The following is a 22,333-nucleotide window of genomic DNA, read 5'->3' as shown; positions in this document are numbered from 1 at the left end:
TTTCGCCACGCAAGGAGACACGACCATGAACACGACAGCGACAACATTTGCAGAGCCGCGGCCCACGACGGCAGCGACCCCCACAGTCCCCGGCGGGGCTTTCCCGGCGTACGAACCGCGCATCGAGGTCTCGGCGGCGCTCGGGCCGCGCTACGACGAGATCCTCACGCCGGAGGCACTGGACTTCCTCGCCGCTCTGCACGACCGCTTCGCCGGCATCCGCCACGACCGGCTCGCCGCCCGGCTGCGCAACAGGGTCGACGCGGCGCAGGGCCGCAACCCGGGCTTCCTCGCGGAGACGGCACACATCCGTGCGGATACGAGTTGGCGGGTCGCGGGCGCCGGGCCCGGCCTCGAAGACCGGCGGGTCGAGATCACCGGACCGACCGATCGCAAGATGGCGATCAACGCGCTGAACTCCGGCGCGAAGGTCTGGCTCGCCGACCAGGAGGACGCCACAAGCCCGACGTGGCAGAACGTGATCGAGGGACAGCTGACCCTGCTGGACGCACTGAGCGGACAGCTCCACTTCACCAGCACGGAGGGTAAGGAGTACGCGGTCACGCACGACATCGCGGGCCCGGACACCCCGACGATCGTGATGCGCCCGCGCGGCTGGCACCTGGAGGAGAAGCACCTGCGCTTCCGCGACCGGACCGGGCGCACGATGAACGCCTCAGGCAGCCTCGTCGACTTCGGGCTCTACTTCTTCCACAACGCGACCCGACTGATCGAGCTCGGCAGTGGACCCTACTTCTACCTGCCGAAGCTCGAGAGCCACCTCGAGGCGCGTCTGTGGAATGACATCTTCGTCTTCGCCCAGGCCTACATCGGCATCGACCGGGGCACCATCCGGGCCACCGTGCTGATCGAGACCATCCAGGCGGCACTCGAGATGGAGGAGATCCTCTACGAGCTGCGCGAGCACTGCGCCGGGTTGAACGCCGGGCGCTGGGACTACATCTTCTCGATCATCAAGGCCTTCCGCTCGCGGGGACGGCGCTTCGTGCTGCCCGACCGCAAACACATCACGATGACCGTGCCGTTCATGCGGGCGTACACCGAGCTGCTCGTCTCGACCTGCCACCGTCGCGGGGCATATGCCATCGGAGGCATGAGTGCGTTCATCCCGAACCGGCGTGATCCAGAGGTCACCGCGCGTGCGCTGGAGCAGGTCGCCGCAGACAAGCGGCGCGAGGCCGCCGACGGCTTCGACGGCACCTGGGTCGCGCACCCTGACCTGATTCCAACGGCGCGCGCCGAGTTCGATGCGGCGTTCCGGTCGGGGCCGCAGGGTGCAACGGAACAGTTGCACCGCACGCGTGACGAGGTGCAGGTGACGGCGGCCCAGCTGCTCGACATCGGCTGGGCGGGCGGGCAGGTGACGGAGGCCGGCGTCGCCGACAACATCGGGATCGCGCTGCGTTACATCGAGTCGTGGCTGCGCGGCATCGGCGCCGTCGCCATCGACAACCTGATGGAGGACGCGGCGACGGCCGAGATCTCCCGCTCCCAGGTGTGGCAGTGGGTGAACGAGAACACGGTCACGGCCGAGGGGCGGCGCATCGACGCCGAGTGGGCGCACTCGGTGCTCGCGCAGGTGACGGCCGGGCTCGACCGCTTCGACGGCGACCGCTTCGACGACGCCATCGAGGTCTTCACGTCCGTCGCGCTTGAGCCGGAGTTCCCGGCGTTCCTGACGGTGGGGGCGTACGCCCGCTACTTCTAGGGCGGTCCACCGAGAAAGCGCAGGAGCAGAGCGTTACCGGGCCGATATGGCGGCCCGCGGCGCTCTGCTCCTGCGTTTTTGCACGACTCCTGGGCGACCCTATGCTGGTGCGATGACAGCAGCCAGCAGTTCCGTCGTGGCCGTTCGCACCGCCGGGCCGGCCGATGCCGCGGCGCTCGCCACCCTGGCCGCCGCGACGTTCCGCCTCGCCTGCCCGCCGCAGACCACCGAGGCGGCGATCGCCGAGTTCCTGCGCGACGTGCTCTCTGAGGCGCGATTCGGGGAGTATCTCAGTGACCCGGCGAAGCTGGTGCTCGTCGCCGAGCAGGATGGCCTCGCCGTCGGCTACACGCTGCTGGTGTTCGGTGAACCGAGCGACCCCGACGTGGCCGGAGCCCTCGGCATCCGCCCGACCGTCGAGCTCAGCAAGTGCTACGTGAGGGCCGAGGCGCACGGCGCCGGCACGGCGTCCGCGCTGATGGCGGCGACGCTCGAGGCCGCCGGCGAGCGCGGTGCCGCCGGTGCCTGGCTCGGCGTCAACGAGCAGAACGCGCGGGCGATCCGCTTCTACGAGAAGCACGGTTTCGCCACGGTCGGTCGCAAGCGGTTCCTGCTCGGTGGCGTCTACGAGAACGACTTCACGCTCGAGCGCGCCCTCTAACCGAAGGTTGTGACGGTGGGGCGGCGCGATGGGCGATCAGCCAGATGCCGGCGGATGACGCCGCGAACAGCACGGCGAGGATCGCCCAGCCGAGCGTGCCGAGTTGCAGCGCCGTCGCCGTGATCACGAGCGGCGCGCACATCGCGCCGAGCGAGAAGCCCATGCCGAACATGCCCTGGTAGGCGCCGGCGCGCCGCGGATCGGCGAGCTCGAAGCTGAGCCCCCACGTCCCGGCCTGCGAGAGGATCTCGGCCAGTGCGTGGGTGAGGGCGCCGGCCACGAGCAGGGCGATCGCCACCGCGATGGCAGCGTCGATACCGCCGCCCGCGGCATCCGGTTCCCCGGCCGACGCCGCGTAGAGGGCGCAGGCGAGCACCATGAGCGCGCCGGCGAGCAGCACGGAGCGGCCGGCCCTGCGGATGTCGTCGGTGCCGCGCGAGAGCGGAATCTGCAGCGCGATCACCACGAGGGTGTTGATGATGAGGCTGACCGACACCATCACGTCCGGCGCGGCGGTGTTGTGCGCGATCCACAGCGGCACCCCGATCTCGCCGAGCGCGAACTGCATGCCGAAGACGCCGGAGAGCACGGTGAGCGCGATGTAGCGCCGGTCGCGGAATGGCGAGCGCGCGGATGCCGCGGCGGCCTCCTCCGCGGCGACGCGCGCCTCGGCGATGTCGGCTGCGGCGTGCGCGGCGGTGTCCGCGTCCGGCTCCAGGGTGATGCGCACGGCGCGCGGCGGGGCATCAACGCGGGCAGGCAGCCGCAGCAACTGCACCGTGCTGAGCAGGTAGATCACACCGGCGGCGATCATCAGCCCACGATAAGCCTCCATCGTGCCGGCGAGGAGTGCGATGCCGCCGATCGCGCCGCCCGCCGCGATGCCGACGTTGGTGATGGTCCGCAGCACGGCGCGGGTGTGCACCCGGTGCTCGGCGTCAAAGGCGCGGGCGATGATGGCCGAGCGGGTGGAGTTCGCCGCCCGGTTCAGGCCGGTAGCCAGGGTGGCGAGGATGAGGGCCGCGGTGAAGTCGCTCGCGAAGGGGTAGGCCGCCATCGCGACCCCCTCGAGGGCCACGAAGACCACGAGCATGCGGCGCGCGGAGAAGCGGTCGGCATAGTGCCCGCCCGCGTAGGAGGTGAGCACCCCGACGCCGGCCGAGACGCCGAGGATCACGGCGATCTCGGTCGCGCTCAGCCCGACGAAGTGCGTGAAGTAGAGCACGGTGAGGGTGTAGAAGATGCCACGGCCGACCGTGGAGACGATCGTGGCGCCGGCCAGGACCCGCAGCACCGGGTCGGCGAGGGCGCCGCGGATGCCGGCCGGGCGCTGGGCGCGGTCGGCGGCTGCCGCCCCGGCATCCGCAGTGGAATCCGGGCCGGAGTTCGGGGAGCCGCCGGGGATCGTCTCGATGCCGTCGGTCTCGGGGCTGGCGTTCGTGCTCATGGTCCATTTCTCGCACTCGCGGCATCGCGGCGAATATTGATGTAGCTTGGGGCTTCATGTTGCGCTACGTGCTGCACGACGCCGACCTCGGCGATGTGCGCTTCGGAATCTCGCCGCTCTGCGAGCTCGGCCTCTCGCTGCGCACCCTGCGCGAGCCCTCCCGCTACCCGCTGCAGCTGCCGTGGCTGCGCCGCACCGAGGCGGCCAGGGCCGGACTCGACCTCGAGGTGCTGACCGCGCTCGTGGACGAGCGGCTCTGGACGCCGGACTTCCTGAACCCGCGCCCGCTCTCCCCGCTGACCCGGCTCGACGACGAACTCGCCGCCCTGCGCCGGATGCCGAGCGAGCGCTTCGTCAGCCAGATTCTCGGCGTGCACCAGGGCGAGATGCCCGCCGTGCTCGACGGACCGCCGCGCGTCGCCATCGCCAGGGTCGTCGATGCGCTTGAGGGGCTGTGGGCGGCCTGCTTCGCGCCGTACTGGGTGCGGATGCGCGCGATCCTCGAGGCCGACATCGTCTACCGCGGGAGGCAGGTCGCGCAGAGCGGCCTCGCCGTGATGCTCAACGGCCTGGCCCCGACCGCCGAGTTTGACGGCCGTGTGCTCTCGCTCCGGCTGCGCGACCCGCGTGAGCGTATCGAGCACATCGGGGGTGCCGGCCTCACCCTGGTGCCGACGATGTTCACGACGCGGGCCTCTGCGCCGGTCGACCCCGCCGAACCGCCGTCGATGTTCTATCCGGCCCGCGGGCAGGGCGCGATGTGGGAGGCCGAACGGGTGCAGAACCCCGCGGCGCTCGCCGCGATCGTCGGGGAGACGCGGGCCCGGCTGCTGATCGCGCTCGCGGAGCCGGCGTCATCCACCGAGCTGGGGGTGCGCTTCGGCGTCTCGACCTCTGCGGTCAACCAGCACTTGCGGGTGTTGCGGGATGCCGGGCTGCTCACCGCTACGCGCTACGGGCACAGCATGCTCTACCTCCGCAGCGAGCTCGGCTCGGCGCTCCTCGCCGGCTGACCCCGCCCAGCGCCCCGACGTCACATCAGCGGCGCCGGAGCCGCTCGTATGCGGCGAGGGCGGCACGGCGGCTCTCGGCGAGGTCGACGAGCGGTTCCGGGTAGTCCGGCGTTCCCCACTCGGGCAGGTGACGGCGCACGTACTCCCCGTGCGGGTCGAACTTCTGCTGCTGCAGTAGCGGGTTGAAGACCCGGAAGTAGGGCGCGGCATCCGCCCCGGACCCGGCGACCCACTGCCAGTTGAACGCATTGCTCGCCGCGTCGGCGTCGACGAGGGTCTGCCAGAACCACTCCTCGCCGTGGCGCCAGTCGATCAGCAGGTTCTTGCACAGGTAGGAGGCGACGACCATGCGCACCCGGTTGTGCATGGTGCCCGTCGTCCACAGTTCGCGCATGCCGGCATCGACCAGGGGAACCCCCGTTCGCCCCCGCTGCCATGCTCCGAGTGCGGCAGAATCGAGCGGCGGCCACTCGAAGCCGTCGAACTCGCGACGCCAGTTGACCCGACCGAGATCCGGTGCGTGGAAGCTCACGTGGGCGGCGAACTCCCGCCAGGCCAGCTGGCGCAGGAATGCGGTCGCGGCGGAGGCGAGCGGGCTGGAGCCGCCGGATGCCGCAGCGGCGGCGTTGCGCACCCGCACCGTCTCGTGCCACACGGTGTGCGGGCTGATCTCGCCCCAGCGGAGCGCGGGGGAGAGGCGGGACGTCGCCTGCTCGGCCGGCACATCGCGCTCCGCCTCATAACGGGGGAGTGCGTCGGCGAGGAACTCCCGCAGCAACCGCAACGCGGACGCCTCGCCCGGTTGCCAGCTCGCGCGCAAGCCGCCTGCCCAGTCTGGGCGGCTCGGCTGCAGTTCCCAGGCGTCCAGCTCATCGCCGGCCAGCGTCGCCGCGAACCCTGCGGCCGCCGCGGCATCCGCCGCCCCCGGGCCGGCCGGCGTTGGCAGCGGTAGCCGGGGTTCGGGCAGCGCGATCAGCCGTCGCCAGTACGGGGTGAACACCGAGTACGGCGCGCCGGAACCCGTCGACACCGTCCACGGTTCAAACAGCAGGGAGGCGGCGAAGCTCTGTGCGGTCACGCCGGCGGCGCGCAGCTCGGACTTCAGCGCGGCGTCGACGGTGCGCTCAGCCAGGCCGTAGCGCCGATTCCAGAACACGGACATCGCGCCGCTCTCGGCCGCGAGACCGGCGATCACCGAGTCGGCCCTGCCGCGGCGCAGCAGCAGCGGGATTCCGATCGCCGCGAGCTGGGCGCGGAGCGAGCTCAGGCTCTGGTGCAGCCACCACCGGGCGGCCGCGCCCAGCGGGCGCACCCCATCGGATTCCTCGTCCAGCACGTAGACGGCGAGCACGGGGCCGCCGGCGTCGATGGCGGCCGTGAGCGCCGGGTTGTCGCCGAGGCGGAGGTCATCCCGAAAGCAGAGCAGCGCGGGCGCGGTGGTCACTGGAGAGTGTCGTCGACCTGCAGGACGAGCTTGCCGCGCACGTGGCCGCCCTCCTGCACGCGGTGGGCTTCGGTGGCCTCCGCCAGGGGGAACACGCGGTCGACGTGCGGGCGCACCTGGCCCTGCTCGATCAGCCGCGTGATCACGGCGAGCGTCCGTGCGTCCGGGGAGGTGTTGAATCCGGTGGCGCGGATGCCGCGTGCTGCGGCATCCGCGACCATGCTCGGCCAGCTGCCCGTCGGTGCGTTGACGAGCAGACCGCCGGGGCGGAGCACGTCGAGCGAGCGGGTGCCGGTGTCTGCGTGCACGTTGCCGATCAGGTCGATCACGACGTCGACGTCGCTCACGACGTCTTCGAAGCGCTCGCTGCGGTAGTCGATGACGGTGTCGGCGCCGAGCCCGCGCACGAAGTCGGCGTTCTCGGCCGAGCAGGTCGCGATCACGGTCGCACCGAAGAAGCGGGCGAACTGCACGGCGAAATGGCCGACTCCGCCCGCGCCGGCGTGCACGAGCATCCGCTGGCCCTGGTGCGCCTTCGCGACCTCGACGACCATTCCCCACGCGGTGAGCGCGGCGACGGGGACGGCGGCGGCCTCGGCGAAGCTGAGGGTCGCCGGCTTCGGCGCGACGCTCATCGAGGACACCGTGATGTACTCGGCGTAGCTGCCACTCGCACGCGGCACGCGGCCCATGCCGTAGACGGCGTCGCCCGGCTGAAGCGGGTGCGCGGCGTACGGCACCTGCTCGATGACACCGGCGAAGTCGAGGCCGAGAATCTGCGGATACGCGGTGATGGCGGCGGAGACCCCGCGGCCGGCCCTGGTCTTCGCATCGATGGGGTTGACCGCCGCGGCCACGACGCGCACGAGCACCTCGTCGCTGATGCGAACGGGGACGGGCACCTCGGCGATGTGCAGCAGCTCTGCCGGGCCGAGTTCGCTGATCACGGCCGCCCGCATGCTGCTCGGGATCGCTGCGCCAACGGTGGCTGGTGCGGTGTTCTGCTGCGACATCCTGTGCTCCTCACTGTCTCTGACCACTGTGCCATCACTTCGATCCCGGTGTGGCACCGGCGCCAGGCGCCATCTCAAATATAACGATTTGGTAAAGAGGCTCACCGTCGGCGGTCGGCGTACGCGACCCTCGTACACGTGCCCCAAACAGGGGCCGCATCTCGAAGGAGACATCGTGCAAAAAAGAGCAATGGCGCTCGCCGGCCTGGTGCTGGCCGCGGTCGTGCTGGTTCCGGCAACCCCGGCACTGGCGGGCAACGGTAACGGCAACAACGGCAATGGCAATGGAAACGGCGGCAGCAGCACCGAGAAGCTACTCAAGGCGGTGACGGTCAACGGCATCCTGCAACACGAGCGCGCGCTACAGCGCATCGCGAACAACAACGGTGGAACGCGCGCATCGGGTACCTCGGGCTTCGACGCCTCGGCCGCCTACGTCAGCGATCAGCTGCGCAAGGCCGGATACACGGTCACCTCGCAGCCGTTCGACTTCCCGTACTTCGAGGAGACCGGGCCGGCCTCGCTCAGCCAGGTCTCACCGACCCCGACCGACTACGAGGTGTCGACGCTCGAGTATTCGGGCAACGGTGAGGTGACCGGTGCCATCGTGCCGACGCTCAACGTCGTGATCCCGGCCACGCCGACCCCGAGTTCGGCATCCGGATGTCTGCCGGAGGACTTCACTCCCGCCTCGGCAACGGAGCCTGAGGTCGCGCTCATCCAGCGCGGCACATGCACCTTCGAGGTGAAGGTCGCCAACGCCGCAGCTGCCGGCTATGACGCCGCCGCAATCTTCAACGAGGGCAACCCCGGCCGGACCGACCTGCTTGCGGGCGTGACGCTGGGCGTTCCGGCAGCGATCCCGGTCGTCGGCCTGAGCTACGCCGACGGTGTCGCACTCTACGACGCCTCCCAGGCTGGGTCGACCGTCGTCGCGCTGAGCACCTCGACCATCTCGGAGACCCGCACGACGACGAATGTGCTGGCCGACTCCAAGAGGGGCGATCCAGGCAAGGTCGTCGTCGTCGGGGCGCACCTCGACTCGGTGCTCGTCGGACCGGGCATCAACGACAACGGCAGCGGAACGGCCACGATACTCGAGACCGCCATCCAGATGGCGAACCTCAATATCAAACCGCAGCAGCAGCTGCGTTTCGCGTTCTGGGGTGCAGAGGAGAACAATCTGCTGGGATCGACGCACTACGTCGACACCCTCAGCGATGTGCAGTTGGCGACGATCTACGCGAACCTGAACTTCGACATGCTCGGGTCGCCAAACTACGTGCGCTTCGTCTACGACGGCGATGGCTCGGCCGACCCCGAGGGGATCGGTGGCCCTCCCGGATCCGCGCAGATCGAGGCGGTCTTCACCGACTACTTCGCCTCCAAGGGACTCGCCAGTGAGCCGACCGCCTTCGACGGTCGCTCCGACTACGGCCCCTTCATCGCCGTTGGTATTCCCGCCGGTGGACTGTTCAGCGGTGCGGAGGGTCTGAAGACCGCGGAGGAGGCCGTCGTCTACGGCGGCACTGCGGGGGCGCCATACGACGCCTGCTACCACCAGGCCTGCGACACGGTGGACAACCTCAGCACGGCCGCGCTCAACGAACTCGGCGATGCGGCGGCCCACTCCATCATGACCCTGGCCGTCAGCAAGACCGGATTCTTCGAAGACGGCAGCCGCATGGCCAAGTCGGCGCAGCTCGACGTGAGCAGCGTCGACTACTGGGGCAGCAAGCTGATCCGCTAATGCCCTGAGCACAGCGATCAGGCGCAGGCCCGGTTCCCACCACGGAGGGGTCGGGCCTGTTCCTGTGCGCGGCGGGGGATGCCGGCGCCGCCGGGTCGCGCTGCCGGACCGGCGCCACCGGTTCAGCCGCGCAGCCAGTCAGCCACACCGGTGCGGAGGGCGGCGGTCTGCGCCGGCTGCCCGTCGTCACGGGCCGGCACACGCAGCAGGGGTGAGCCGAGCCCCGCCGCCCACTCCTCGGCCACCGTCATCGGGTGCACGGGGTCCCGCGGCGCGGCCACGACGAGGGAGCTCACCCCGCGCGCGGCGAGGGCGGCGAGCTCGGCCGGGTCCCGGTAGGCGCTGTTGCGCGGAATCTCGCTCAGGCGCACGGCGCGGGCCGCGGCATCCGGTGCCGTGAACTGGCCGAGCAGCCCGCTGGCGCCGAGCGGCGATGCGGCGGCGACATGCTGGTACAGCGAACTCTCGCGGAAGGCGGCGGCACCCGCGGCCGGCCCGAGCCGCGCGAGCAACTCGGCGATCACCGGGAAGGCGCGCAGATTCGGCGGCAGCGACTCGCCCGCGAATGCCGGCCGCACGAATACGGCCCGCCGCACCGGCAGCATCTCGCCGAGCGCGATCCGCAGCGCGAGTGCCGCGCCCATCGAGATGCCGATCAGGGTGACGGGCTCAGCTTCGGCGGGCGTGCCGTCGGTGGCAGCGGTGACGGTTGCCGCGAGCTCCCGTGCGAGCGCGTCGAGGGCGAAGTCACCGGCCGCACCGAGCAGCGGCGAGTCTCCGTGGGCGCGCACATCCAGGGCGATGACGGAGTCGCTCCGCTCGGCGGTGGTCAGCACGGGGGCGAACAGCCCGAGCGGCTGGTGCCGGTCGGCACCGAGGCCGTGCAGCAGAACCGTGACCACTGGCCTCCTAGGGAACGTAGAGCGCGCCGGGGCCGTAGAGTTCGCGGGCCTCGGCGGCGCGGGCGGCGCGGGCGGATGCCGCGGCGGCGGCCTCCAGCTTGCGGGCCGTACGACCGCGCAACTCGTCGACGAGCTGCCCGGCGAGCCCGATCAGCACCGCGATCTGTTCGTCGTCACGGTCGACCCAGCGCGAGAGTGGCTCGTCGCCGATCGGCACGAAGTTCTCGTGCTGCTCCCACACGACGAGCGTGCGCTCGGCGCCGAGCACGTACTGCTGCCACCAGACCTGACGCAGGTACGCGCGCGGAATGCTGCGCCACGCCTTGCTCGTCGTCTTGATCTCGGCCAGTTCGACCCGGCCGCCGTCACGCACGACGATGCCGTCAGGTGTGGCCAGGTGCAGCCGCTCCTCAGCGGCGTGGAACAGGCTCGAGCTCGGCTCGATGCCGTGTTCGCGGCGCACCCACTCGGCGATCACCGGTTCGCGGGCGCGGCCGTGGTCGGTCCAGGAGTTCCCGCCGAAGTTCGAGCCGTTGAGCTTCTCGTGGGCCGCCGACTGGATGGAGCGCGGGGTCGAGAGCTTCGCGACATCCGTCGCGGTGATGCCGCGGGCCCTGGCGTAGAGCCAGGCGGCGCGGTCACCCGAATCGGCCACGATGCGCGTCAGGCAGGGGGCGACGGATGCCGGCGGGGCGGCGTCACCGATGGAATCGGTGTCGAACAGGCCCAGCACAGCATCACTCACCCGTCCATTCTCTCTCGCGCTCGCCGAAGTGCGAACCGCCGGAACGTCTGGGCAGGCTCAGGCGCGCGGAGAGAGGGCGTCGACGCCCTCGGGGGAGAGCGCGTGGTGGATCGCCAGCATGCTGGCGCCGAGCACCGCGGCGTTCTCGGCCGCCGAGCTCTGCACGATCGAGAGGTGCTCTGTGGCCAGCGGCATCGACCGCGTGTACACGACCTCACGCACACCGGCGATGAGGTGCTCTCCGGCGCGGGCCATGGAGCCGCCGATGGCGATGACCGAGGGGTTGATCAGGCTCACGGCGGCCGTCAACACCTCGCCGATGTCGCGCCCGGCCTGCCGCACGGCCTGGATGGCCTCGATGTTGCCGCGCTTGACGAGTTCGACGACGTCGCGGCCGGAGCTCACGTCGAGGCCGGCCTCCCGCAACGACCGTGCGATGGCGGGGCCGGATGCGAGCGCCTCCAGGCATCCGCGGTTGCCGCAGTGGCAGGGCACGCCCGCCCCGCGTGCCACCTGGACGTGGCCGATGTCGCCGGCAATGCCCTGGGCGCCGCGCTGCAGCAGCCCGCCGGAGATGACGCCGGCACCGATGCCGGTGGCCACCTTGACGAACATGAGGTGCTCACTGTTCGGCCAGGCGAACGCGCGCTCACCGAGGGCCATGATGTTGACGTCGTTGTCGACCAGAACCGGTACCTCGAGGTGCTGCTGCACCCAGCCGGGGACGTCGAAGCGATCCCAGCCGGGCATGATCGGAGGGTTCACCGGCCGGCCAGTGGAGTACTGCACCGGGCCGGGAATCCCGACGCCGATCGCGACGAGGTCGTGGCGCGGGCGCCCCAGCTCGTCGAGCAGTTGCCTGGCGGCCGACACCATCCAGCCGAGCACGGCCTCGGGGCCGCTCGCGATGTCGATGCTCGTGTGCACCTCTCCGAGCACAGCTCCGTTGAGGTCTGTTGCGGCGAGCGTTGCGTGGGAGGCGCCGAGGTCGGCGGCGAGCACCACCCGGGCAGAAGGGTTGAACGCGAACTGCGAAGAAGGGCGGCCACCGGTCGAGGCGGCGTCTCCAACAGGAGAGATGAGCTCGAGCGACATCAGCGATTCAACGCGTGCGGCGACCGTTGAGCGGGCAAGGCCGGTCATTGCTGCGAGTTCTGCACGTGTGCGCGGCTGACCGTCGCGCAGCAGTTGGAACAGCTCGCTCGCCCCGAATGTTCCGAGGGCGGCACCCCGGCTAATGTCCACCATTCGCACAGTAAACCACATCGGCTTACTGAGGTAGAACTTAATGAAGATGTTGTACAACAAACAACTTTTGATTTTTAACTAGCAAAAGTCGAATGATGTGTGTCACACTCTCCAGCATGACAAAGACAGTCATTGACTCCGCCGCACCGGCCGGAGCCGACCGCACCGAAGCGACTGGCCCGGCCGTCGCTTTGCGTGCGGGCTTTATCGGTGCTGGCTTTATGACCACCGTGCACAGCAGGGCCGCTCGCGCGGCGCGTGCCGAACTCGCTGGCGTCGCATCGTCGAGCAGCGGCAGCGCGGAGCGCGCAGCCCTCGAGCTCGGGCTCGCACGCTCGTACAGTTCGGTTGATGCGCTCCTCGCCGATGACGCGATCGACATCATCCATGTGTGCACCCCCAACACCACCCACGCACGATTTGCCTTGGCTGCTCTCGACGCGGGCAAGCACGTGGTGTGTGAGAAGCCGCTTGCAACATCGGTGGTGGATGCCGCTGCTCTTGTGCGTCGGGCAGAAGCAACGGGGCTCACCGCTACCGTCCCCTTTGTCTACCGCTTCCACCCCATGGTGCGCGAAGCCCGCGCCAGAGTGCAGGCGGGCGAGACCGGACGCGTACTCACGATCAACGGCGGCTATCTGCAGGATTGGCTGGCAGAGCCTCACGCAGACGACTGGCGTGTCGACGCTGACCTCGGCGGCCCATCTCGTGCCTTCGCCGACATCGGCTCGCACCTCGTCGACCTGCTCGAATTCATCACAGCCGACCGCATCGTCCGTCTGAACGCCACAACCCGCACGGTGTATGGCAACCGTTCGAACAACCACGACATCGCAACAGAAGACCTCGTTGCCCTGGTTGTCGAGATGAGAGGCGGTGCCGTCGGCACGCTGCTGATCTCGCAGGTCGCGCCCGGCCGCAAGAACAGCCTCGTGCTCGAGATCGCCGGCACAGAGCAGAGCATTCGCTTCGACCAGGAGCGCCCCGACGAACTCTGGCTCGGTCGTCGGGTGGGCTCACAACACATTCTGCGCGACCCGGCAGAGCTTGCACCAGATGCAGCCAGGCTCAGCACAGTGCCGTCCGGGCATCCAATGGGCTACCAAGACGCCTTCAACGCTTTCGTCGCAGACAGCTACGCCGACGCAGCGGCCAATAGCCTCGCAGCCAGCACGGGCGTGGAGTCGGGCTGCAGCCCAGAGGGCCTCCCCACCTTCGCCGACGGCCTGCGCGCGGTGCGCGTGACCGCCGCAGTGTTGGAGTCAGCGGCATCCGGAGCCTGGGTCGAGGTGCTGTCATGAGCGCTCGGCCACTCACAGAAGATCGCACCATCCCACAGACGAACCACGAGACAAGGACAGAGAACCGATGAGCGAGACCTACGACGTTGTCATCGTCGGCAGCGGCATCAACGGCGCGATCGTTGCTGCGCGCATCCATTCTGCATCGCCAGAGACGTCGGTTCTCGTGCTGGAGGCAGGCCGCGAGATCACCGGCATCGCCGGTGAGCACCTCGTCGAAGCCGACGAGAACGCGATGAACGCCTCGTACGAAGACCTCATGCGCCGTGCGCGCCAGATCGAGTACGTGAAGGGCGCCGTCTCGATGAACGAGATTGAAGGCGACTCCTGGCGCGACGACCTGCCTGGGGTGTTTCCCGCGGCATTCCTCGGGCACAACTTTGCCGAGTTTCCCGGTGCGTCAATTGCGTGGAACATCGGCGGCATGGGTGTGCACTGGACTGCTGCGTGCCCGTGGCCCTACGCAGAAGAAATCCCCGACTTTCTGCCCAGTGCAGAGTGGGATGCCGACGTGGAGGCGGCCCGTGAGCTCTTGCGCGTGAGTCGAGGCCCGCTGGTGCCCAACCCATTCACCGAGCCCATCTTCGAGGCGCTCCGCACGGCAGTGCCGAGCCCAGACCCCAGCCGCGAAGCCGGCTTCATGCCGATGGCCGGCGTTGACCGCGATGGCGCGCCCTTTGCGCGCACCGGACCGCGCGATATCGCACCGTTCCTCTTTGACGGCAGCGCAGCAGGCGTGGCTCTCAAGACCGGAGTGCTCTGCACACGCATCGTGAGCGACGGGCACGACGTGAGCGGCATCGTGGGGCGTGACATCGTCACCGGCGAGGAGCGCACATACACGGGGCGCACCTACCTCGTCGCCGCAGACGCGCTGCGCACCCCCCAGCTGCTGTGGGCCTCCGGCATCCGCCCTGAGGCCCTCGGCGTGCGCCTCAACGAGCATGCTTCGATCGACGGCGATGTCGTCATTGACGCGGAACGGTTCGGCCTGACGGATGCCGACATTCCCACCCCGCCTGCCGGCGAACCGTTCATCGGCTCGTACTGGAGCCCATCCATCGGTGCCGAGCGCCCAACACACGGGCAGCTCATGGAGCGCGACGCAGAAGGTCTCGGACACGTTCTCGGCGTCGGATGGTACTGCTCAACCGAGATTCGCCCCGAGAACCGCATCGAGTTCTCCGACGAACTGACAGATTCACTCGGGATGCCGCACATGACTGTGCACTTCTCCTACTCGGAGCGCGATCTCGAGCAGATTCGCGCCACCCAAGAGGTACAGAGCGCTGCTGCCAACGCCATTGGCGTATTCAGTGCGGAGTCCTCTGAGGTTCTCCCCGCCGGAGCGTCGCTGCACTACACCGGCACCGTGCGCATGGGCCCCGTCGACGACGGCACCAGTGTGTGCGACACAGATGGCCGCGTGTGGGGGTTCTCCAACCTCTACCTCGCGGGCAACGGCGTGACCCCGACCGCGCTCACCTGCAATGCAACCCTCACAGGCGCAACCCTCGCCGTGCGCACTGCACGGGCGATGGTCGCCCACATCAATTCCTAAATCACGACCCGATTCACAATCGCACAACGTTTCACCATCCCCCCCCAGAGAACTCAAAGGAGTAGAAGGCCATGCGAAGCTACCTGACCAAGCGGAATAGAGTGCTGCTCGGCGCGGCACTCATCACCGTTACAGCAGTCGCCCTCACAGGCTGCGGCCGTGCATCCGACACCGGCAACGCCGCCGGCGGAAGCGGTGCCGCCATCGATGACAAGCCGGCAACAGGAACCGTTGAGCTCTGGGCACAGGGCGCCGACGGCGACAAGCTGCCAGACATGATCGCAGAGTTCAAGAAGTCGAACCCCGATGTCGAGATCGAGCTCACCAAGCTTCCTGGTGACCAGTTCGCGTCGAAGATGACCGCGGCGATCACCGCGGGCACCGTGCCCGACCTGATCTTCTCCTACACAGAAGACCAGCCCGCGCTGCTCAACACCGACGGATTCGACCCGATGCCGGAAGGACTTGTCAAGGAAGACGACTTCTTCTCAGCGATGTGGGCCAACTCGATCGTTGACGACGTTCAGTACGGTGTGCCGTGGTACACCTACGCGAATGTGCTGATCTACCGCACCGACCTCGCGCAGGAGGCCGGCGTCGCAGCAGCTCCGAAGGACTGGGACGAGCTGCGCACCTTTGCCGAGGACCTCAAGTCCAACGGTGTGGAGTTTCCGCTCGCGCTCGCTGCCAGCTACGACAAGTACACGGCCGCGCAGGTGGGTGTCTTCGCCGTGCAGAATGGCGGCTCGCTTCTGAAGGCCGATCGCTCTGCCTGGACGATCAACGACCCCAAGAACGTTGAAGCTCTGGAGTTCTGGTCTGGCCTGATCAAGGACGGGCTCTCGTCGGCAGACGGCCCGCAGTTCCTCGACACCGTTCCGTGGTCGTCGCAGGGCAAGAACGCGGCAATCGTTGACGGTGGACCGTGGTTTGCCTCGTGGTTCGATGACGCCAACGGCGCGGGCTGGGGCGCAGACCACCTCGCATTCGTCGACAACCCCACTGGCCCCGGTGGCGACCAGGCTGCAACAACGGGTGGCGGTAGCTGGTTCGTGCCGAAGGACGCCAAGAACAAGGATGCAGCGTGGAAGTTCTCGCGCTTCATGTCGGAGCCGACCTCGCAGGTGAAGTGGTACGAGCTCATGCACAACATGCCCGCGCTTCGCGCCGCATGGGAAGACCCTGCGCTGCAGGGAGACCCGCTGCTCGACGCGGTGCACTCCGCGCTTGAGCACGGTGTCGGCCAGCCGAATGTGTCGACGTGGTCGCAGGTTGGCGACATCCTCGGCAAGCAGATCGAGACGGTCGTGCGCGGCGATGTATCGGCGCAGGATGCGCTCGATGCCGCCCAGCAGCAAGCTGAATCAATCGGCGTAGGGCAGTAGTCCCCACCATGTCGATGAGTGCAACGCGCTCGGTAACTGTGCCAGAGGCGCCCACGCGGCGCCTCTGGGACAGCCGCCCGAGCCGTAAGACGTCTGAAGGCAGTCGTGCTGAGACTGCCACCGCTTGGGTGTTTCTCGCACCCTTCCTCGCGATCTTCCTGATCTTCACCGCGATTCCGACGGTTCTCGCCGTGAGCGCGAGCCTCACCGATATGTCTGCACGTGACGTGCGCGACCCTTTCGCCGTCAACTTCGTCGGTCTCGATGCATTCGCAAAGGTGCTCGGCAACCCGTCCTTTCAGGGCGCGTTCCTCAACACCATCATGTTCGTGGTTCTCTGCGTTCCGCTCAGCATGGCACTGGGGTTTGCGCTGGCGCTCATGCTCAACCGGGGTATTCGCCGCTTGCGCGCATTCTTTCGTGCCGCTGTGTACGTGCCCGTGATCACGAACATCGTGGCTGCCGCGGTGATCTGGCAATACGCGTTCTCGATCTCGGGGCCGGTCAACTCGTCCCTGGGCGCGTTGGACCTCGCCCAGCCGAATTGGCTCGGTGAGTCGGGGTGGTCGATCACACTCGTGGTGATGATGGGCATCTGGCGCACGGCCGGAACCTGCATGATCCTCTTTCTTGCCGGGCTGCAGGCCGTGCCAGAGGAGATGTATGAGGCGGCGGCAACAGACGGTGCGAGTGGCCTGCGGCGGTTGTGGTCGATCACCCTCCCGCTGTTGCGCCCGACGACTTTGCTGGTGACCGTGCTCATGACGGTGTCATTCCTCAATATTTTCGAGGAACCATTCCTGCTCACCAAGGGTGGGCCGCTCGGCTCAACGCGCTCGATGGCGCTCTGGGTTTATGAGCAGTTCGGATTCGGAAACATTTCGGCGTCTATGGCCGGTTCCGTAGTGCTGCTGGTGCTCGTGGGCATCGTGGCCATTGTTCAGTTTCGAATGCTGAGGCCAAAACATTGAAAACTGCATCGCCTACCCGTCTCGCCCTGACCTACACGGGACTCATCGTCATCACCGTTGTGATGTTGCTGCCATTCGTGTGGCTGTTCTTTGGATCGTTCAAGACACAGTCAGAGTTCTTCTCGAACCCCGGCGCGTGGTTTCCTGAGGCATTCCAACTGGGCAACTACGTCGAACTCTTCATCTCGGGCGGCTTCGGCGGCTACATGAGCAACAGCATCATCGTTGCGGTGGCCGTCGTCGCCGGGAACGTGCTGTTCAGCGCGATGGCGGGCTACGCGCTCGCCAAGCTTCGCTTTCGGGGCAAGGGGTTCGTCTTCCCCCTGGTGATCGTGTCGATGATCGTGCCCTACGTTGCGCTGTTCGTGCCACAGTTCGTGATCGTGGTGCAGATGGGCCTCGTCAACACGCTCACAGCCATAGCCCTGCCGCTGCTCGTGATGCCGCTGAGCGTGTTCATCATGCGGCAGTTCGCGCACGCCGTGCCGTTCGAGCTGATGGAAGCTGCGCGACTCGATGGCGCGGGTGAGTCGCGGATCTTCTTCCGTATCTTCTTGCCGTTGTCGGGCCCCGGCCTGGCCACGGTTGGCATCTTGTCGTTCCTTGCGGCATGGAACAACTTTCTGTGGCCGCTCGTGGTAGCCCAGTCGCAAGACACCTACACCGCTCCGGTTGGGTTGGCCGTGGCCTCTCAAGCCTCCAACACACTCAACTTCGGAGTGATGCTCGCCGGTTCGATGATCGTGCTGCTTCCAATCCTCATCCTGTTCCTCTTTCTGCAGAAGTACTTCATTCAAGGCGTCGCCACCGCAGGGCTCAAGTAGTCACCGCCCAACACCTGCCGACACTGCATCCGTTTCAAGAAAGGACATGCCATGTCTCGTCGAGACCTCAAATTCGCGCTCAACGCCATCCAGTGGATCAACGTCAAAGAAGACCCCAACGACCCGAACAGCGCAGACCTGTGGCGCTTCGCAGACCCGAGCTTCGTGGCTGACTACCCCGATGTGCTCGGCCAGATCAAAGCCGCTGGCTTTGACACCACCATGCTCGAAGTTCTCGACACCCAGACTCTGCAGAACTACAAGGCGATGGTGGATGCCGCTGGCCTGCAGCTCTCGCCTGGCTACGTCGAGGTGCCGCTGCCATCCGATCACGGAGGGCAGCTTGCGCGAGGCTCATACGAGCGTGCGCACTGGTTCGACCACGCGCGCCGCCGCGCCGAGGAGTCAAACTACTTCGGCCTCGACACGATCTTCGTCTCGGCCGAGGTGAACCAGACTCCCAGCGGCGTGCGATTCAATGAGAGGGCCGCCGTTGGCTACGACTTTCGGCAAGATCGGCTCGACGAGTTCGTCGAGTACCTCATTGAGACGTGTGAGGTGCTGAAAGCTGAGGGGATCCGCTCTGGCCTGCACAACCACGTGGGAACATGGGTCGAGACGGAGGCCGAGATCGAGTACGTGCTCGGCCAGGTCGACAGCTCACTGCTCGGTGCCTCTTTCGACATCGGCCACCTTGAGTGGGCCGGTATCGACTCCCCGAGCTACCTGAGCAAGTGGTCGGACCGACTGATGGATCTGCACATCAAGGACCTCAACCTCGCCGTGGCGCGTTCTGCGCGCGAGAACCCCGTGCCCTACAACGTGAGCACGAACCGTGGGCTCTTCCTCGAGCCGGGTCTGGGGCAGATCGACCTGCCTGGCGTTCTGAACGCCCTGCCCGAGGCGTTTGACGGGTGGGTGCTCATCGAGGTTGACCGTGCATCGATGAATCCGGGCGAGAGCGCTGCCGTCTCTGCCGAGTGGATGCGTCGAGTGAAGGCCGGTGAACTGTGACCGAGACCACGCATCCGATCACGCTCTTCACCGGCCAGTGGGCGGACCTCCCGTTCGAGGAGGTGGCGCGGCTCGCGAGCGAGTGGGGCTACGACGGGCTGGAGATCGCGGCATCCGGCGACCACCTCGACCTCAGGCGAGCCGACGAGGACGTGGCCTATCTGCGCTCGCGGCTCGAGATCCTCGACCGCCACGGACTCAGCGTCTACGCGATCTCGAACCACCTCACCGGGCAGGCGGTGTGCGACGACCCGATCGACTTCCGGCACCAGGCCATCCTGCGCGACTACACCTGGGGCGACGGCGAGGCCGAGGGCGTGCGCCAGCGCGCGGCCGAGGACATGAAGCGCGCGGCGCGGGTGGCCCGCAAGCTCGGCGTCGACACCGTCGTCGGCTTCACCGGCTCCAAGATCTGGCCGTACGTCGCGATGTTCCCACCGGTTCCGGCGAGCGTCATTGACGCAGGCTTCGAGGACTTCGCCACCCGCTGGAATCCGATCCTCGACGTCTTCGACGACGAGGGCGTGCGCTTCGCCCATGAGGTGCACCCGAGCGAGATCGCCTACGACTACTGGTCGAGCGTGCGCACGCTCGAGGCGATCGACCGCCGCCCGGCGTTCGGATTCAACTGGGATCCCAGCCACATGATGTGGCAGAACATCGACCCCGTCGGCTTCATCTGGGACTTCAAGGACCGCATCTACCACGTGGACTGCAAGGACACACGGATGCGGCCGCAAAACGGGCGGGCCGGAGTGCTCGGTTCGCACCTGCCGTGGGGCGACCCACGACGCGGCTGGGACTTCGTCTCAGCCGGGCACGGCGATGTCCCCTGGGAGGATGCGTTCCGCGCGCTCGACGCCATCGGCTACTCGGGCCCCATCTCGATCGAGTGGGAGGACGCCGGGATGGACCGCCTGCACGGTGGCCCGCAGGCGCTCGCCTACATCCGTTCACTGCTCTGGCCGCGGCCGACGGCCGGCTTCGACGCGGCGTTCTCGACGCAGTAGGGCTCGGGCTGGGCGCTTTGCGAACGCCCAGCCACCTCGCCTACGGTTGCACTCTGACCTGACCGGCAAACGAGGGGCACAGCCGATGAGCCAGCAACCACCACCCAGCCACGCGCGCCGCAACATCTCGCTGCTGCTGCTCCTTGCCTACGCGGGTGTCGTCGCCGCGATGACCCTCTCCCCGACCCCGCTCGACCAGGGCTTCGAGTCATCCATCGACAAGCTCCTCGGCGTGCTGCACCGCAACGGAGTCCCGGAGTGGTTCGGATACAACAAGCTTGAGTTCACGGCGAACATCGCGATGTTCATTCCGCTGGGATTCCTCATTGGCCTGGCGCTTCCGGCGCGTGTCTGGTGGCTCGCCCTGCTCGCGTCTCCGGCGATCTCCATTGCGATCGAGCTCACCCAAGCCGGCCTGCTTGAGTCGCGTTTCGCGACGGCGAGTGATGTCTTCGCGAACACGCTCGGCGGGCTCTTCGGCACACTGATTGCCGTGATTCTGCGTGCGATCGTCAACGCCCGCGACGAGAAGGTGATTGCGAGAGCGCTCTGGCAGGCCAAGCAGACCCCACGTCCCGCGGTTCCGCGCTACTGATCCCACAGCGGTGAGATTTCTCTCAGCTGTCACAGGCGAGGATGATTGATACTGAAGCTCGTCGGCACCACCGGCGAGGAGGGTGGTCACGCCGCCCCGACACCAAGCAATGGAGAGTGCCTTCGTGAAGTTGTCAGTGATCGGATGCGGTTACCTCGGCGCCGTGCACGCCTCGGCGATGGCCGAACTCGGTCATGAGGTTGTCGGCATCGACGTCGACGCCGCCAAGATCATGCAGCTCGCTGCCGGCAAGCCATCCTTCTTCGAGCCCGGCCTGCCCGAGATCCTCGCATCGGCAGGCGCGAGCGGACGTCTGCGGTTCAGCACCGACATGGCGGATGTCGCCGACGCCACCGTGCACTTCGTCGCCGTCGGCACCCCGCAGATGCAGGGCAGCCACGCCGCCGACATGAGCTACGTCGACGCGGCGGTCGCCGGCCTCCTGCCGTACCTCAAGCCCGGCGACCTCGTCGTGGGCAAGAGCACCGTGCCGGTGGGCACTGCCGCTCGCCTGGCGCAACTGATTGCCGACAGCGGCACCGGCGCGACGCTCGCCTGGAACCCCGAGTTCCTCCGCGAGGGCTTCGCCGTGAAGGACACCATCGAACCTGACCGGCTCGTATACGGTGTGGCCGACGAGAGCGCGGCGGCCGTGCTCGACGAGGTCTACGCCGCGGCGCTGGCCGCGGGCACCCCACGCATCAGCACCGACTATGCGACTGCCGAGCTCGTCAAGGTGGCGGCCAACGCCTTCCTCGCGACGAAGATCTCCTTCATCAACGCGATGGCAGAGATCGCCGAGGTGACGGGCGCCGACGTGAGCCAGCTCGCGGATGCGATCGGTCACGATGCGCGCATCGGTCGCCGCTTCCTGAACGCCGGTGTCGGATTCGGCGGCGGTTGCCTGCCCAAGGACATCCGCGCCTTCACCGCCCGCGCCGAGGAGCTTGGCCGCGGCGAATCGGTGGCTTTCCTCAAAGAGGTCGATGCCATCAACCTACGTCGTCGTCAGCGCGCGGTCGACCTCGCCGTCGAAGCCCTCGGCGGTTCCGTCTACAACAAGCGCATCGCTGTGCTCGGTGTCACCTTCAAGCCCAACTCTGACGACGTCCGTGACTCTCCTGCACTCGACATTGCGGTGCAGCTGAAGGGTCTGGGCGCCGGTGTGATCTCCACCGACCCTCAGGGCATCGAGAATGCACGGCTGCGCCACCCCCAGCTCGACTACACGGACTCGATCGACGAGGCTCTCAACGGCGCCGAACTGGTCGTGCTGGCCACCGAGTGGACGCACTTCCGCGAACTCGACCCAGCCCACGTCGCGTCCTTGGCCGCGGGGCGAACCATCATCGACGGACGGAACGCTCTCGATGCCGCTGCATGGCGCGCCGCAGGCTGGACGTACCGCGGCATGGGGCGGCCGTAGCCGACCGCCCCACGCGCGGCGGTTTCGCCTACATCGGGCTAGGAAAGTTCGTTCGTCTTGCCCTGCGCCAAGGCGAAGTCGGCCCACACTCGGTCCTCGCCTGCACCAGGCGTGTAGGTGGTGTGCGGGAGTGAGCGTCCCCGGGCAGTACACCTGCTTGGGCGGCATTCGAGCCACTACCTGTCGAGCTGGATCTCACCTTCAGAGAGCCTTCATCCTCCACCCATCGACAGTGCCGATTCGAAGCCCCCACTGCTGATGCTGTTGCGGTACACCCCGATAGCCTGCAGGTGA

General features: G+C 67.7%; 19 protein-coding genes. 13 read left to right on the top strand and 6 right to left on the bottom strand.

The annotated features are described in order from the left end of the window. The first annotated feature begins 25 nt into the window (after positions 1 to 25). Positions 26 to 1,729, top strand: coding sequence for a malate synthase A (gene aceB / locus EV379_RS14255; protein ID WP_130506720.1), 1,704 nt, complete (start codon positions 26 to 28; stop codon positions 1,727 to 1,729). A 112-nt stretch (positions 1,730 to 1,841) separates the two neighbouring features. Next, the gene (locus EV379_RS14250; RefSeq protein WP_130506719.1) at positions 1,842 to 2,390 is read left to right on the top strand and encodes a GNAT family N-acetyltransferase; all 549 of its coding nucleotides are present in this window, start codon (positions 1,842 to 1,844) and stop codon (positions 2,388 to 2,390) included. Here the strand turns inward: EV379_RS14250 and EV379_RS14245 are convergent. After that, positions 2,368 to 3,837: an MFS transporter gene (locus EV379_RS14245; RefSeq protein ID WP_130506718.1), complete on the bottom strand. Its 1,470-nt coding sequence runs from the start codon at positions 3,835 to 3,837 to the stop codon at positions 2,368 to 2,370. The genes EV379_RS14250 and EV379_RS14245 overlap by 23 nt on opposite strands. A gap of 56 nt (positions 3,838 to 3,893) precedes the next feature. On the opposite strand from EV379_RS14245, the gene EV379_RS14240 reads away from it, so the two are divergent. Continuing rightward, positions 3,894 to 4,850 (top strand): ArsR/SmtB family transcription factor, encoded by a 957-nt coding sequence (locus EV379_RS14240; RefSeq protein WP_130506717.1) that lies wholly within the window; start codon positions 3,894 to 3,896, stop codon positions 4,848 to 4,850. A 25-nt stretch (positions 4,851 to 4,875) separates the two neighbouring features. On the opposite strand, the gene EV379_RS14235 is transcribed toward EV379_RS14240, so the two are convergent. Both EV379_RS14235 and EV379_RS14230 read right to left on the bottom strand, forming a co-directional pair. Beyond that, positions 4,876 to 6,294: a cryptochrome/photolyase family protein gene (locus tag EV379_RS14235; RefSeq protein ID WP_130506716.1), complete on the bottom strand. Its 1,419-nt coding sequence runs from the start codon at positions 6,292 to 6,294 to the stop codon at positions 4,876 to 4,878. Then, entirely contained in the window at positions 6,291 to 7,307 is a 1,017-nt protein-coding gene (locus EV379_RS14230; protein ID WP_242616391.1) for an NADP-dependent oxidoreductase, read from the bottom strand. Before EV379_RS14230 ends, EV379_RS14235 begins: the two co-directional genes overlap by 4 nt. 175 nt (positions 7,308 to 7,482) lie before the next feature. On the opposite strand from EV379_RS14230, the gene EV379_RS14225 reads away from it, so the two are divergent. Then, entirely contained in the window at positions 7,483 to 9,057 is a 1,575-nt protein-coding gene (locus EV379_RS14225; protein ID WP_207226260.1) for a M20/M25/M40 family metallo-hydrolase, read from the top strand. Positions 9,058 to 9,179: 122 nt separating this feature from the next. Here the strand turns inward: EV379_RS14225 and EV379_RS14220 are convergent, their stop codons facing one another. From EV379_RS14220 to EV379_RS14210, 3 genes are all read right to left on the bottom strand, one after another. Beyond that, positions 9,180 to 9,959: an alpha/beta fold hydrolase gene (locus tag EV379_RS14220; RefSeq protein ID WP_130506715.1), complete on the bottom strand. Its 780-nt coding sequence runs from the start codon at positions 9,957 to 9,959 to the stop codon at positions 9,180 to 9,182. A 7-nt stretch (positions 9,960 to 9,966) separates the two neighbouring features. Further along, complete coding sequence (locus tag EV379_RS14215; RefSeq protein ID WP_130507500.1) at positions 9,967 to 10,665, bottom strand: YqaJ viral recombinase family protein; 699 nt, start codon at positions 10,663 to 10,665, stop codon at positions 9,967 to 9,969. A 96-nt stretch (positions 10,666 to 10,761) separates the two neighbouring features. After that, positions 10,762 to 11,952: an ROK family transcriptional regulator gene (locus EV379_RS14210; protein ID WP_130506714.1), complete on the bottom strand. Its 1,191-nt coding sequence runs from the start codon at positions 11,950 to 11,952 to the stop codon at positions 10,762 to 10,764. Positions 11,953 to 12,068: 116 nt separating this feature from the next. Here EV379_RS14210 and EV379_RS14205 point away from each other — a divergent pair, with 116 nt between their 5' ends. The 9 genes from EV379_RS14205 (at position 12,069) to EV379_RS14165 (ending at position 22,039) form a co-directional block, all read left to right on the top strand. After that, the gene (locus EV379_RS14205) at positions 12,069 to 13,253 is read left to right on the top strand and encodes a Gfo/Idh/MocA family protein (RefSeq protein ID WP_130506713.1); all 1,185 of its coding nucleotides are present in this window, start codon (positions 12,069 to 12,071) and stop codon (positions 13,251 to 13,253) included. 67 nt (positions 13,254 to 13,320) lie between these two features. Then, positions 13,321 to 14,814 carry a GMC oxidoreductase gene (locus EV379_RS14200; protein ID WP_130506712.1) on the top strand — a complete coding sequence of 498 codons (1,494 nt, stop codon included), beginning with the start codon at positions 13,321 to 13,323 and terminating at the stop codon, positions 14,812 to 14,814. 71 nt (positions 14,815 to 14,885) lie between these two features. After that, positions 14,886 to 16,199, top strand: coding sequence for an extracellular solute-binding protein (locus tag EV379_RS14195; protein ID WP_130506711.1), 1,314 nt, complete (start codon positions 14,886 to 14,888; stop codon positions 16,197 to 16,199). 128 nt (positions 16,200 to 16,327) lie between these two features. Then, entirely contained in the window at positions 16,328 to 17,170 is an 843-nt protein-coding gene (locus tag EV379_RS14190) for a carbohydrate ABC transporter permease (protein ID WP_207226259.1), read from the top strand. Further along, complete coding sequence (locus EV379_RS14185) at positions 17,167 to 17,994, top strand: carbohydrate ABC transporter permease (protein WP_242616390.1); 828 nt, start codon at positions 17,167 to 17,169, stop codon at positions 17,992 to 17,994. The genes EV379_RS14190 and EV379_RS14185 overlap by 4 nt, the downstream gene beginning before the upstream one ends. Before the next feature lie 51 nt (positions 17,995 to 18,045). After that, complete coding sequence (locus EV379_RS14180; protein WP_130506710.1) at positions 18,046 to 19,008, top strand: sugar phosphate isomerase/epimerase family protein; 963 nt, start codon at positions 18,046 to 18,048, stop codon at positions 19,006 to 19,008. After that, positions 19,005 to 20,018 (top strand): sugar phosphate isomerase/epimerase family protein, encoded by a 1,014-nt coding sequence (locus EV379_RS14175; RefSeq protein WP_207226258.1) that lies wholly within the window; start codon positions 19,005 to 19,007, stop codon positions 20,016 to 20,018. The genes EV379_RS14180 and EV379_RS14175 overlap by 4 nt, the downstream gene beginning before the upstream one ends. A gap of 85 nt (positions 20,019 to 20,103) precedes the next feature. Next, a complete protein-coding gene (locus EV379_RS14170; protein ID WP_130506709.1) occupies positions 20,104 to 20,613 on the top strand; it encodes a VanZ family protein in 510 nt (169 codons plus the stop codon). A 124-nt stretch (positions 20,614 to 20,737) separates the two neighbouring features. After that, a complete protein-coding gene (locus tag EV379_RS14165; RefSeq protein ID WP_130506708.1) occupies positions 20,738 to 22,039 on the top strand; it encodes a UDP-glucose dehydrogenase family protein in 1,302 nt (433 codons plus the stop codon). Positions 22,040 to 22,333 lie beyond the last annotated feature (294 nt).

The sequence above is a fragment of the Microterricola gilva genome, from assembly GCF_004217495.1.
Taxonomy (GTDB): domain Bacteria; phylum Actinomycetota; class Actinomycetes; order Actinomycetales; family Microbacteriaceae; genus Microterricola; species Microterricola gilva.
Note: the sequence above shows the minus strand (reverse complement) of the source record. Positions and strands in the feature narration are given on the sequence as shown.